This is a genomic window from Amycolatopsis granulosa, from assembly GCF_011758745.1.
Classification (GTDB): Bacteria; Actinomycetota; Actinomycetes; order Mycobacteriales; family Pseudonocardiaceae; genus Amycolatopsis_E; species Amycolatopsis_E granulosa.
Map to the genome: position 1 here is coordinate 1,153,499 of NZ_JAANOV010000001.1, position 12,355 is coordinate 1,165,853.

General features: G+C 73.2%; 13 protein-coding genes and 1 pseudogene. 2 read left to right on the top strand and 12 right to left on the bottom strand.

The features are described 5' to 3' along the window. Positions 1-60: 60 nt before the first annotated feature. Positions 61-1,410 carry an MFS transporter gene (locus FHX45_RS05600; RefSeq protein ID WP_167097271.1) on the bottom strand — a complete coding sequence of 450 codons (1,350 nt, stop codon included), beginning with the start codon at positions 1,408-1,410 and terminating at the stop codon, positions 61-63. Positions 1,411-1,501: 91 nt separating this feature from the next. On the opposite strand from FHX45_RS05600, the gene FHX45_RS05605 reads away from it, so the two are divergent. Next, on the top strand, positions 1,502-2,260 hold the full coding sequence (locus FHX45_RS05605) for an ArsR/SmtB family transcription factor (RefSeq protein WP_167097273.1): 759 nt from the start codon (positions 1,502-1,504) through the stop codon (positions 2,258-2,260). A gap of 3 nt (positions 2,261-2,263) precedes the next feature. Here the strand turns inward: FHX45_RS05605 and FHX45_RS05610 are convergent. The 8 genes and pseudogenes from FHX45_RS05610 to FHX45_RS05645 all read right to left on the bottom strand — a co-directional run bounded on the left by FHX45_RS05610 (position 2,264) and on the right by FHX45_RS05645 (position 8,534). Next, a pseudogene (locus tag FHX45_RS05610) lies at positions 2,264-2,903 on the bottom strand (hypothetical protein). 77 nt (positions 2,904-2,980) lie between these two features. Further along, positions 2,981-3,811: a DivIVA-like cell division protein Wag31 gene (wag31, locus tag FHX45_RS05615; RefSeq protein WP_167097275.1), complete on the bottom strand. Its 831-nt coding sequence runs from the start codon at positions 3,809-3,811 to the stop codon at positions 2,981-2,983. Positions 3,812-3,867: 56 nt separating this feature from the next. After that, positions 3,868-4,152 (bottom strand): YggT family protein, encoded by a 285-nt coding sequence (locus tag FHX45_RS05620; protein WP_167108465.1) that lies wholly within the window; start codon positions 4,150-4,152, stop codon positions 3,868-3,870. A gap of 178 nt (positions 4,153-4,330) precedes the next feature. Beyond that, a complete protein-coding gene (locus tag FHX45_RS05625; RefSeq protein ID WP_167097277.1) occupies positions 4,331-4,954 on the bottom strand; it encodes a cell division protein SepF in 624 nt (207 codons plus the stop codon). Between the two features lie 65 nt (positions 4,955-5,019). After that, on the bottom strand, positions 5,020-5,754 hold the full coding sequence (locus FHX45_RS05630; protein ID WP_167097279.1) for a YggS family pyridoxal phosphate-dependent enzyme: 735 nt from the start codon (positions 5,752-5,754) through the stop codon (positions 5,020-5,022). Continuing rightward, entirely contained in the window at positions 5,751-6,452 is a 702-nt protein-coding gene (gene pgeF, locus FHX45_RS05635) for a peptidoglycan editing factor PgeF (RefSeq protein ID WP_167097281.1), read from the bottom strand. The genes FHX45_RS05630 and pgeF overlap by 4 nt, the downstream gene beginning before the upstream one ends. Positions 6,453-6,562: 110 nt before the next feature. Continuing rightward, entirely contained in the window at positions 6,563-7,849 is a 1,287-nt protein-coding gene (gene ftsZ, locus FHX45_RS05640; protein ID WP_167097283.1) for a cell division protein FtsZ, read from the bottom strand. 190 nt (positions 7,850-8,039) lie between these two features. After that, a complete protein-coding gene (locus FHX45_RS05645; RefSeq protein ID WP_341771359.1) occupies positions 8,040-8,534 on the bottom strand; it encodes a DinB family protein in 495 nt (164 codons plus the stop codon). A 65-nt stretch (positions 8,535-8,599) separates the two neighbouring features. Between FHX45_RS05645 and FHX45_RS05650 the strand changes: the two genes are divergently transcribed. Then, positions 8,600-9,034, top strand: coding sequence for an OsmC family peroxiredoxin (locus tag FHX45_RS05650; protein ID WP_167097287.1), 435 nt, complete (start codon positions 8,600-8,602; stop codon positions 9,032-9,034). 18 nt (positions 9,035-9,052) lie between these two features. Here the strand turns inward: FHX45_RS05650 and FHX45_RS05655 are convergent, their stop codons facing one another. Genes FHX45_RS05655 through murG form a run of 3 tightly spaced genes read right to left on the bottom strand, consistent with a single transcriptional unit; the run spans position 9,053 to position 12,354 of the window. Then, positions 9,053-9,844 (bottom strand): cell division protein FtsQ/DivIB, encoded by a 792-nt coding sequence (locus FHX45_RS05655; RefSeq protein WP_167097289.1) that lies wholly within the window; start codon positions 9,842-9,844, stop codon positions 9,053-9,055. Continuing rightward, entirely contained in the window at positions 9,845-11,254 is a 1,410-nt protein-coding gene (gene murC, locus FHX45_RS05660; RefSeq protein WP_167097291.1) for a UDP-N-acetylmuramate--L-alanine ligase, read from the bottom strand. Next, entirely contained in the window at positions 11,251-12,354 is a 1,104-nt protein-coding gene (gene murG, locus FHX45_RS05665) for an undecaprenyldiphospho-muramoylpentapeptide beta-N-acetylglucosaminyltransferase (protein WP_167097293.1), read from the bottom strand. Before murG ends, murC begins: the two co-directional genes overlap by 4 nt. Position 12,355 lies beyond the last annotated feature (1 nt).

Genomic DNA, 12,355 nt, shown 5'->3' on the forward strand with positions numbered 1-12,355 from the left:
TGGTCCCGTTCTTCCGGAGGCTCCCCGGTGATGGCCGGATCGACGCCGTGTCCTTCCAGGTTAGCGGTCTCCCGCAACCCGGTTCCGGCCAGGGTCGGCCACGGCGACGGCCGTCAGCGCGGCCGCGGCCAGCCACAACGCGGCGCCCACGAGCGCGGCGACGTGCAGCCCGTGGACGAACGCGGCCGGCTGTGCCGGGCTGCCCACGATGGCACCGAACGCCGCGATCCCGAGCGCACCGAACGCCTGCCGCGCGGTGTTGTTGACCCCGCTGGCCACGCCCGCCTTGTCCGGGGGCACGCCACCGACCGCCGCCGCGACGACGGCCGCGGTGAGCAGGCCCAGTCCCGCCCCGACGAGCGCGAACGCGGGCAGCAACGAGCCGGCCACGGTGCTGTCCTCGGTGACCCGCAGCAGCAGGCACAGGCCGGCCGCACCGGTGAGCAACCCGGAGATCATCACCGGGCGCGGCCCGAACCGCGCGGTGAGCCGGCCGGTGACCGGGGCCAGCAGGGACAGCGGCAGGAACCCGGGCAGCATCGCCAGCGCGGCCGTCAGCGGCGGCACGTGCCGCACACCCTGCAGGTACAGCGTGACGACCAGGATCGTGCCGAGACCGGCGAAGTTCATCGCGCCGGCGACGAGGTTGGCCGCGGCGAAGGTGCGTGACCGCAGCAGGGTGAGCGGCAGCATCGGCGCGGGGCTGCTCCGCTCGACGGCCACGAACACGACCGCGGCGGCCACCCCGGCCAGCCCGGCCACCACGCTGGACTCGATCACCGCGAAGACCAGCAGGGCGAGGGCGGCCGCGCCGGCGACGGTGCCCTTGACGTCGACCCGCCCGCTCGCCGGCGGATCCCTGGGCACCAGGAGGGTCCCGGCCATCGCGAGCGCGGTCAGCGGCACGTTGATCCAGAACAACGAGCGCCAGCCGGCCACGCTGACGAGGACACCGCCCAGCAGCGGCCCGGCGGACAGGGCCAGTGCGGACACACCGGCCCAGATGCCGAGCGCGCGGGCCTGCTCCCGGCGCCCGGGGTAGGTGCGGGTGATGACGGCGAGGGTGCCGGGCAGCAGCAGCGCGGCGCCGGCGCCCTGCGCCACGCGGAACGCGATCAGGGTGGAGCCCGCCGGGGCGAGCGCGCACCCGGCGGAGGCGGCGCCGAAGACCGCGAGCCCGGCGAGGACGACGCGGCGGTGGCCGAGCACGTCGCCGAGCGCGCCGCCGGACAACAGCAGCGCCGCGAGCACGACCGTGTACCCGTCGACGATCCATTGCAGCACCGGGAGATCCGCGTGCAGCCGGGCGCCGATCGTCGGCAGCGCGACGTTGACCACGGTCACGTCCAGCTGGACCAGGAACATCCCGGCGCACTGGGTGAGCAGCACGGTGGCACGGTGGTCGCGCATGGGTTCAGCAAACCGCGGAATCACTTCCACCGGGACGGAAGTGTCGCACGCTTCGCTCCCGGTGGAAGTGTTCGTGCGGCATCCTGGGGGCATGAGCGGAGGGGATGCCGACATCGCCCGCACCGCGGCGCTGTTCGCGGACCCGGCCCGGGTGCGGGTGCTCACCGCCCTCGCCGACGGGCGGGCCCTCGCCGCGTCCGTGCTGGCCGCCGAGGCCGGGCTGACCGCGCAGGGTGTCAGCGCCCATCTGGCGAAGCTGCGCGAGTCGGGGCTGGTCGAGGCGGAACGGTCCGGGCGGCACCGGTTCCACCGGCTGCGCCCCGAAGGGGTGGAAATCCTCGAAACGCTCGCCCGGTTCTCCCCCGCCCGGCCGATCACGTCGCTGAAGGAGGGAACGCGGGCGCAGGCGCTGCGGTTCGCCCGGACCTGCTACGACCACCTGGCCGGCCGGCTGGGCGTCGAGGTCACCGCCGCGCTCGTCGGCCGCGGTGCGCTGATCACCACCGACGGCGTGGCGGGCACCGGACGGCGGCCCGGCGACCGGTTGTCGGCGCCGACGGCGACACACCCGTACGCGCTCGGCCCGGCCGCGGACGCGGTCTTCGCGTCGCTCGGGCTGGATCTGGCCGGGGTCGACGCGACCCGGCGGAAGCGCCCGCTGCTGAAGTTCTGCCTGGACTGGTCCGAGCAACGCCACCATCTCGCCGGCGCGCTGGGCGCAGCGCTCGCCGCGCACTTCCTGGAGCGCGGCTGGGTGGTGCGGCACCGGCCCGGGCACCGCGCGCTCAAGCTCACCGGCAGCGGCGCGGATGCGCTCGCCGCGCACCTCGCCGTGCGGCTCGCGGCCTGACCGTCACGCCTTGGACTTCGCCCGGTGCGTGTTCGCCAGGCCGGCGTCGGGGGTGCACCGGGCGCAGGGGGTGAACCCGAGGTCGCGGGCCTCGCTGACGGAGATCGGGATCGTGTCGCGGCCGGTGAGCCAGTCGCAGTCGGTGAGGTGGTAGCGCGGGTGCTCGTCGACGACCACGACCTCGACGTCCAGCCCGCTCACGATCTCCGCGTCGGCCGGGTCGGTGCGCTCCACGCCCGGCTCGCCCTCCTCGGCGGTGCCGACGAGTTCCCCGGCCGCCGGGAGCAGGGCGGTCTGGTCCACCGGGACGTCCTGCTCGTCCGGCACCTGCCCGGGCTCGCCAGCCACCTTCGCCGGCTTCCCGGCGGGCGGCGCCTCAGCAGACGCCGCGGTGTCCGGCTCGTCCGTGGCCGTCTCCGGCTCCTCGTCGTCCGCCGTCGCGGCGACCGGCTCCTGCCCGGATTCCCCGGCGGCAGCCCGGCGGCGGGCCGCCCGGCGCCGCGCGAAATCGGCCACCAGCAGCAACCCGGCCACGACCGACAAGCCGATCGAGAGCCACGCCCCACAGCGAGCTCGCCGTGATCAGTGCCGATATCAGCAGCCCCAGCGCGGCCAGAACCAGCAGCAGAACGATGAAGAGCACGGTGAATTACAACACGGGTCACACCCGGAACGGTTCCGACCCTCCGGCGCGGAGTGCCGGAACCGTCACCGGGGAGCTCAGCCGGCCTCGGCGCGGGGACCGAACGAGTAGCCCTGGCTGTTGCCGGATCCGGAACCGGCCTGGCCGGAGTTCGACGAGGCCGACGCCGGTGCGGCCGAACCGCGGTCGTCGAGCTCGCGCAGCTGCGACTCCAGGAACCCGCGCAGCCGCGTGCGGTACTCGCGCTCGATGGTGCGCAGTTCCTCGATCTTCTTGCCCAGAGCGGTCTTCTCGCTGTTCAGCGTGTTCATGGTCTCGCTGTACTTGCGCTGCGCGTCGCGCTCCATGGTCGTCGCCTTGTCGCGTGCCTGACGCTCGAGCGTCTCGGCCCGCGTGCGGGCGTCGTTGAGCATGCTCTCCGCGCGGGTGCGCGCCTCGTTGACCATCGAGTCGGCCTTGGTCCGGGCATCGGACAGCAGCTGCTCGGACTTGGCGCGGGCCTCGGCCAGCATCCCGTCGGACTCGGTCTTCGCCTCGGCGGTCAGCCGGTCGGCCATCTCCTGGGCCAGTCCGAGGACCTTCGCCGCCTGCACGTTCGGCTCGGCGGCGTCCGACATCGGGTGGGCCTGGGTCTGCTCCACCGCCGAGGGCGGTGGCACCGGGGCGAGGCGGCGCTCCTGGGGGCCGGCACCGGCGCGGGCGGCTTCGAGGTCGGCACGGGTGCCTTCGAGCTCGGCGTCGAGCTGCTCGACCTGCTGGCGCAGCTCGTTGTTGTCCTCGATGAGCCGCGCGAGCTCGGTCTCCACCAGGTCGAGGAACGCGTCCACCTCGTCCTCGTTGTAGCCCCGCTTGCCGATGGGTGGCTTGCTGAACGCGACGTTATGCACGTCAGCGGGGGTCAACGACATCAGATCACCTCACGCACTCCATGGCCTGCTGCTCCGACACCCGGGTTCCCCCGAAGTCACCCGGGAAGCGCCAGTTGCATCAGTATGAACACAACCAACAGCAGCACCATAATCGACAAGTCCAGTCCGACGCCGCCAATGCGAACCGTCGGGATGATCCTCCGGGCCACGCGGACCGGAGGATCGGTCACTGTGTAGATGGTCTCCAGCGTCACCGCAACCCCGCCGGCGGGGCGCCAGTCCCGTGCGAACGCCCGCACGAGCTCCACCACGACACGCGCTGTGAGCAGCAGCCAAAAGACGAACAGCACGTAGTAGAGAACCAGCCGGACCGCATCCACGAACACCACTCTGCCACATCGACGCGACCCCCGGAGCACCCGGAACACCCGGTCTGTCCGGGTCGCGTAATCGAACTGTGATTTCGCCTACGGTTTCACCCGTTCAGCCTAAATTGCTACGGATTGTAGTTGGATCATCACACTGTTCCACCCCTTTTCGCGGAAACGGCCACCACGTTCAGTGGCGAAGGAACAGCCCGCCCTCGGCGATCCGCCGGCGCTCCTCGGCGGTCACCTCCACGTCCGGCGGGGAGAGCAGGAACACCTTGTTCGTGATCTTGTCCATCGAACCGCGCAGCGCGAACGCCAGGCCGGCCGCGAAGTCCACGAGGCGCTTGGCGTCGGCGTTCTCCATCTGGGTCAGGTTGATGATCACCGGGATGCCCTCCCGGTACGCCTCACCGATCCCCCGCGCCTCGACGTAGCTCGTGGGGTGCAGCGTGGTGATCCGGCCCAGCGCGTCCCGCGCCGCCGGCCGGGCCGGCTCCGGGACCGGGCGGAGCCGCGCCACCGGCTCGGGCTGCCGGTCGACCGCGAGCGCACCGTGCGCCACCGGCTCCGGCGCCCGCGGGCGGGCGCGAACCGGGGTCTCCTCGTCGTAGTCGGAACCGGCGCGGTACCGTCGCCGGGCACGCGGCTGCGGCTCCCCCTCGAAGCCGTCGTACGCTTCGTCGTCGGCGTAGTCGCGCCGGTAGTCGTCGTCGTACCGGTCGGCGGCCTCGTACGAGTCGTAGCCGTCGTAACCGTCACTGTCGGCCGGGATCATGCCGAAGTAGGCCTTCAGCTTCTGCAGCGCGCTCATGCCTCTCCCTAGCCGCTCCCTCACCTGACTACCCGGACGCGATCGCTCACTTCCGGGTGATCTCGCTACGGCGAGGCTAAACCGCGGGCGCCGAGCAACGCGGTTCCGACACGCACACATGTCGAACCGTGCGCGATCGCGGCTTCCAGATCACCGCTCATGCCGGCCGACAGCTCTACCGCGTCCGGGTGGTCCCGCCGCAGGTCGCCGGCGGCCCCGGCCAGCCGGGCGAAGGCTTCGGCCGGGTCGGCGCCCAGTGGCGCGACGGCCATCAGGCCGCGCAGCCGCAGCCCGTCCAGACCGGCGACGTGATCGGCCAGTTCACCCAGCCGGGCGAGCGGACAGCCGCCGCGTGACGGATCGTCGTCGAGGCTGGCCTGGATCAGCACGTCCAGCGGACCGGAGCGCTCGCCCGCCTCGTGCGCGGCGTGCAGGGCCTTGGCGAGGGCGTCGGCGAGGCGCACCGAGTCGACCGACTGGACCTCGTCGGCCCAGCGCACCACCGACCGCGCCTTGTTGCGCTGCAACCGTCCGACCATGTGCCAGCGGGGCCGCGCCTCCGGCCGCAACGTCCGCACCTCGGCCGCCTTGGCGCCGGCCTCCTGGTCGCGGTTCTCCGCGAGGTCGATCTGGCCGAGATCGGTGAGCAGGGCCGCGTCGGTCGCGGGGAAGGTCTTGGTGACGGCCAGCAGGCGCACCCCGGCCCGCGGACGCCCGGCCGCGGCACACGCGCGCGCGATCCGCTCGTCGACGGCCGCCAGCGCCCGCGCGATCCCGTCCCGCCGCTGCTGCTCGCTCATTCCGGCTCGGCCCAGGTCAGCGCGGCGATGCGGCCGGTGGTGCCGTCGCGCCGGTAGCTGAACAGGGCCGGGTCCTCGGCCGTGCAGCGCGGGTCGACGCCGACCTTGCCGACACCGGCCTCGGCGAGCTGGCGCCACAGCCCGGCCCGCAGGTCGAGTCCGGGCTTGCCGCCGCGGGTGCGGGTGGCACTGCCCGGCAGGTGCTTGTCCACGTCCGCGGCCATGTCGGCGGGCACCTCGTAGCACTCGCCGCAGATCGCCGGGCCGAGCAGCACTTCGATGCGGCTCGTCTCGGCGCCCGCCGCGGCCATCGCCTCCAGCGCGGCCGGCAGCACCCCGACCCGGGCGCCGACGCGGCCGGCGTGCACCGCGGCGACGACACCGGTCTCCGGGTCGCCCAGCAGGACCGGCACGCAGTCGGCGACGAGGACCGCCACGGGCAGGCCCGGGGTGGCGGTCACCAGGGCGTCGGTGGCCTCGGCCGGCGCGGTCTCGCTGCCGTCCACGACGGTGACGGTCCGGCCGTGCACCTGCTCCATCCAGGCCACCCGCGCGACACCGAGCTCGGTGCCCAGCCGCTTGCGGTTGGCCGCCACTGCGGCCGGGTCGTCACCGACGTGATCACCGAGGTTGAACGTGTCGTACGGCGGCGCCGACACACCGCCCGCCCTGGTCGTGACCACCCGACGGATGCGCAAGTCCACTACCTCCACTCGCCTGGTTCCTCGCGAGCCTACTGGGGCACCGGATCTCGCCGGACTGGAGCCGCACCACCGGGCCCGACCGGGCGGGTCAGGCGCCGGGGGGCTCAGCGCCGCATGAACGGCGGGACGTCCACGTCGTCGTCGGACGGGTCGTCGGTCACCGGCACGGCCCGGCTGGGCAGGCTGCCCTGGGTCGTGCTCGTCCGCGGCGCGGGATAGCTCCGGCTGCCGCCGCCGGCCTGCGGCAGACCGCTGGACGGCGTGCCGTAGCTGGTGCCGGACGGCGGCGTACGCGGCGGTGTGACCGGGAAGCCCCCACCGGCGGGCGGGGCGGGCGGCGTCGTCGAGGCCGCCGGGGCCGGCGTGCGGACCTGACCGGCCTCCGCGGAGGCCGTCGCCGAGCGGGTGCCCACCGCGGGCGGTTCGAGCTTCTTGTGCGTGGGGGAGCCGGAGTCGAACCCGGCCGCGATCACCGTCACGCGCACCTCGTCGCCCAGCGAGTCGTCGATGATCGTCCCGAAGATGATGTTCGCTTCCGGGTGCGCGGCCTCCTGCACCAGGGAGGCGGCCTCGTTGATCTCGAACAGGCCCAGGTCCGAGCCGCCCGCGATGGACAGCAGCGCGCCGTGCGCGCCCTCCATCGACGCCTCGAGCAGCGGCGAGTTGATCGCCTTCTCCGCGGCCTGCACCGCCCGGCCCTCGCCGCGCGCGGAGCCGATGCCCATCAGCGCGCTGCCCGCGCCGGACATGACCGACTTGACGTCGGCGAAGTCCAGGTTGATCAGACCGGGCGTGGTGATCAGGTCGGTGATGCCCTGGACACCGGAGAGCAGCACCTCGTCGGCGGAGCGGAACGCGTCCATCAGGCTGACGCCGATGTCGCCGAGCTGCAGCAGCCGGTCGTTGGGGATGACGATGAGGGTGTCGCACTCGTTGCGGAGCGCCTGGATGCCGTCCTCGGCCTGCTTGCCGCGGCGCTTGCCCTCGAAGGTGAACGGCCGGGTCACCACGCCGATCGTGAGCGCGCCGAGCTTGCGCGCGATCGAGGCGACCACCGGGGCGCCACCGGTGCCGGTGCCGCCGCCCTCGCCCGCGGTCACGAAGACCATGTCGGCGCCCTTGAGCACCTCCTCGATCTCCTCGCGGTGGTCCTCGGCGGCCTTGTGCCCGACCTCGGGGTTGGCGCCGGCGCCGAGGCCACGGGTCAGCTCCCGGCCGATGTCGAGCTTGACGTCCGCGTCGGACATCAGCAGCGCCTGCGCGTCCGTGTTGATCGCGATGAACTCGACACCTTTGAGGCCGACCTCGATCATGCGGTTGACGGCGTTGACACCGCCGCCGCCGATGCCGACGACCTTGATCACCGCGAGGTAGTTGTGCGGGGGCGTCATCGGGTCCGCCTTCCTATCGTGAATTCCTCGTACCGCTCACCGGGAGCGAAAAACCCTCAACCTAAACTCAAGGTTCAGAGTTATGTCAACTCCCCGCTCCGTCCGCCGAAGGTAGGGATCCGGCGAAGCGGAATCCAGTAGCCACGCCGCGTGTCGGGCGTGGCATTGCAAAATCCTGGCGCCGGCGGTCTCATTCGCCGGTCCGGCCGTCGATCATCTCGCGCAGCAGGTCCAGGTGCCCGGCGTGCCGCCCGGTCTCTTCGACCAGGTGGATCAGCACGTACCGGAGGTTGATCGAGCCGCCCCGGAACGGCACCCGGCTCTCCGGTTCCAGCTTCGCGGCGATCTCCCGGCTGACGGCGCATTGCGCACGGTAACCGGCCACCAGATCCCCGAGGGGCACGGTGAGCGCCTCCCGGAACTCGGCGTCGGGGTCCCGGTCCAGCCGCGCGGCCCACCGGTTCGAGCGGCCGTCGAGAACCACTTCGAACCAGTAGTGCTCGACGTAGGTCAGATGGCCGACGAGACCGGCGATCGTGGTCAGCTCGCTGGGGACCAGGCTGCGGCGGGCCTGCTCGTCGGTCAGGCCCGCGCACTTGAGCACCACGGCCTCCCGCAGGAAGTCCAGGAAACCGCTCAGCTGGTCGTACTCACCGCCGTCACGGGCCGGTTCGGTCCTGATCACGGTGCGAGCTTCCCACATCCGAGGTTACGGTTGCGCTGTCCCGGTCTCGTCGAAAGGGGAACACCATGCCCAGCCGCGACGCCACCACCCACTGGGAAGGCGGCCTGCAGAACGGCTCCGGTCACGTCACGCTCGACTCGTCCAACGCCGGCCAGTTCGACGTGTCCTTCCCGACGCGCGCGGGCAGCCCGGAGGGCCAGACCAGTCCGGAGGAGCTCATCGCCGCCGCGCACTCGTCGTGCCTGGCGATGAACCTGTCCGGTGTGCTGGAGTCGCAGAACCTGACCGCGGAGTCGATCGACGTGAGCGCCGAGGTCACGCTCGGACCGGCCGAGGGCGGCGGGTTCGAGATCAGCGGCATCGTGATCACCCTGCGCGCCAGGGTGCCCGGCGTGGACGCGGCGAAGTTCGCCGAGCTCGCCAAGACCGCCGAGCAGACCTGCCCGGTCTCCAAGGCGCTGGCCGGAACGACGATCACGCTCGACGCCGCACTGGACTGACGTCCGGTTCACCGCGGGTCAGGAGACGGTGGGCAGCTCGGGGCTGGCGACGTCGTAGATCTGGCCCTCGCGGGTCAGCAGCACGTCCAGCACGCGTGCCTTGCGGTCCGCGTTCTCCGCGTTGCCCCATCGCACGGTCTTGCCCGTGGCCAGGGTGAACTCCACACCCCCCGGGGTTTTGGCGCGCACCACGGCGATCTGGCCCTTCAGCGGCTGCGGCACGGTCGCCAGCACGGCCACCACCGAGCGGGTCACCGGATCCTCCGGCGACACCGCCGCCAGCTGGAGCTCAGGCAGGCCCGCCGGCTTGTTCTGCACCGTCTTGTAGTCCAGGCCACCGGAATCGACCAGGTGCAGCCCGTCCCCCGCCGCGGTGAACCCGACCGGTGTCCGCTCCGTCACCGTGATGTCCACAGTAGACGGCCACGAACGGGAGACGTCCACAGTGGCCACACCGGGGATCGCCGTGACGCGGGCGGCTATCCCACCGGTGTCCAGCAGCAGCATCGGCTTGAGGTCCGGCACCGCCGCCGCGGCCAGGATCTGGTCGCCAGGCACGCTGCGCGCGCCGTGCACCTCGACCGATCGCACTCCCAGCAACGAGGTGAACAGCACGACGTACCCGAGCCCGAGCACCGACAGCACGGTCAGCACCGCCACCCAGCGGCGCCGCAGCGCGCGCCGCCGCGACAGACCCGTGCCGGTGCGCCGCCGGGCGGCCAGCGGGCGACGGCCCCGCCTGCTGCGCGCGGCCGACGGGCGCCGCGTGGACGGCCGGCTACGCTCCTCGCTCCGCGCTCGCGCCGCCACCTAGCCCCCGGCCCGCCGGTCCAGCTCGGCCAGGATCTCCGGGCCCAGCTGGGTCACGTCACCAGCGCCCATGGTCAGCAGCAGGTCCCCGGGCTTGACCAGATCGGCGGCCAGCGCCACGGCCCGGTCGAACGCCGGCTCGTAGTGCACCCCCGCGCCGGTGATCCGCTCCGCGATCAGCGCCCCGCTGACCCCCGGCTCCGGTTCTTCACGCGCCCCGTACACATCCAGCAGCACGACCTCGTCGGCCAGCCCGAGCGCGTCCGCGAACTCCGCGGCGAACAGCTTGGTGCGCGAGTACAGGTGCGGCTGGAACACCACGACCACCCGGCCCCCGCCCGCCGCGTGCCGCACCGCCCGCAGCTGCGCCGCGACCTCCGTCGGGTGATGGGCGTAGTCGTCGTAGACCCGCACGTCCCCGGCCCGGCCCTTGAACTCGAACCGCCGCCGCACGCCCCCGAACGCGGCCAGCCCCTCGGCCAGCCCGTCCAGCGGTGCGCCCAGCTCCAGCCCGGCCAGCAGTGCCGCGACCGCGTTGAACGCCATGTGCTCGCCGGGCACCGCGACCCGCACCTCGGTCTCCGCGCCGTCCAGGGCGATCCGGACCACGCCACCGACCTCCGCCGGGCGGTAGTCCAGCACCCGGGCATCACCCGGCACGGTCACCGAGCGGCCGTAGCGGCGCACCCGCACGCCCTCGCGGGCGGCGTGGTCCCCGAGGGCGTTCGCGGCCTCGTCGTCGGCGCACACGATGAGCAGGCCGCCGGGCTCGATCCGGCGCGTGAACCGCGTGAAGACCGCGGTGTAGGCCTCGGCGGTGCCGTGGTGGTCCAGGTGGTCGGGCTCCACGTTGGTCACCACCGCCACCGACGGCGAGTAGCTCAGGAACGACCCGTCGCTCTCGTCGGCCTCGGCGACGAACAGCCCGCCCTCGCCGTGGTGGGCGTTGGCGCCCGACTCGTTGAGGTCCCCGCCGATCGCGAACGACGGGTCCAGGCGGCAGTGCTGCAGCGCGACCGTGAGCATCGAGGTGGTCGACGTCTTGCCGTGGGTCCCGGCGATGCACGCGACCCGGTGCCCGGCCATCAGCAGCGCCAGCGCCTGCGCCCGGTGCAGCACCGGGATGCCGCGCTCGCGGGCGGCCACCAGCTCCGGGTTGCTCTCCTTGATCGCGGTGGACACCACCACGGCGGACGGGCCGCCGGGCAGCGCGTCCAGGTTCTGCGGGCGCTGCCCGATGCCGATCTCGGCGCCCTGCGCGCGCAGCGTCAGGAACGCCCGGGAATCCTTGGCATCCGAGCCCGACACCCGGGCGCCGCGCGCCAGCAGGATCCGGGCGATCCCGCTCATGCCGGCGCCGCCGATCCCGATCAGGTGGGCCCGGCTCAGCTCGGCGGGGACGTCGCTCACTTGCCGCACACCTCCAGGACGATGCGCGCCAGCACCTCGTCGGCCTCGCGGTGCCCCAGCCCGACGGCCGCGGCCCCCATCTTCGCGACCCGGTCCGGGTCGGTGAGCAGCGGGACGACCAGCTCGGCCACCTTCGCCGGGCTCAGCTCGGCGTCGTCGACCATCAGCGCCGCACCGGCGTCCACCGCAGGCCGCGCGTTGATCGCCTGCTCGCCGTTGCCGTGCGGCAGCGGCACGAACACCGCGGGCAGCCCGACCGCGGACACCTCGGCGGCCGTCATCGCACCCGACCGGCACAGCACCATGTCCGCGGCCGCGTACGCCAGGTCCATCCGCTCCAGGTAGGGCACCGGCACGTAGGCCGGCCGCCCCGGGAACTCCTGCACCACCAGGCTGTTCTTCGGGCCGTGCGCGTGCAGCACCCCGATGCCGGCACCGGCCAGCTCCCTGGCCGCCCCCGAGACCGCGGCGTTGATCGACTGGGCGCCCTGCGAACCGCCGAACACCAGCAGCGTCGGCGCGTCCGGGTCGAGGCCGAAGTGCTCGCGCGCCTGCGCCCGCAGGGCCGCGCGGTCCAGTGAGGTGATCGAGCGCCGCAGCGGGATCCCGACGACCTCCGCGCCGGGCAGCGGCGTGCCCGGGACGGCGACGGCGACCCGCTTCGCGAACCGGGCACCGACCCGGTTGGCCAGGCCGGGCGACTGGTTGGCCTCGTGCACCACGATCGGCACCCGGCCGCGGGCGGCGAAGTAGGCGGGCAGCGACACGTAACCGCCGAACCCGACCACGACGTCCGCCCCGACCCGGTCCAGGACCGCGCGGGTCTGCTTGACCGAGTCGCGGACCTTCAGCGGCAGCCGCAGCAGGTCCGTGGTCGGCTTGCGCGGCAGCGGCACCGGCGGGATCAGCTCCAGCGGGTAACCGCGCGCCGGGACGAGCTTGTTCTCCAGTCCCCGGGACGTGCCCAGGGCGACCACCGTGGCGTCCGGCCGCAGCCGCCGCACGGCGTCGGCCAGCGCCAGCGCGGGTTCGATGTGTCCGGCCGTGCCGCCGCCCGCCACCACCACGGTGGGAGCCACGCCGGTAACCGCCTTGCTCACT

Coding starts and splice junctions, on each gene's coding strand:
- FHX45_RS05625 (WP_167097277.1), bottom strand. CDS start 4,954: ATGAGCGCGCTGCAGAAGCTGAAGGCCTACTTCGGCATGATCCCGGCC.
- FHX45_RS05605 (WP_167097273.1), top strand. CDS start 1,502: ATGAGCGGAGGGGATGCCGACATCGCCCGCACCGCGGCGCTGTTCGCG.
- FHX45_RS05650 (WP_167097287.1), top strand. CDS start 8,600: ATGCCCAGCCGCGACGCCACCACCCACTGGGAAGGCGGCCTGCAGAAC.
- wag31 (WP_167097275.1), bottom strand. CDS start 3,811: ATGTCGTTGACCCCCGCTGACGTGCATAACGTCGCGTTCAGCAAGCCA.
- ftsZ (WP_167097283.1), bottom strand. CDS start 7,849: ATGACGCCCCCGCACAACTACCTCGCGGTGATCAAGGTCGTCGGCATC.
- FHX45_RS05600 (WP_167097271.1), bottom strand. CDS start 1,410: ATGCGCGACCACCGTGCCACCGTGCTGCTCACCCAGTGCGCCGGGATG.
- FHX45_RS05630 (WP_167097279.1), bottom strand. CDS start 5,754: ATGAGCGAGCAGCAGCGGCGGGACGGGATCGCGCGGGCGCTGGCGGCC.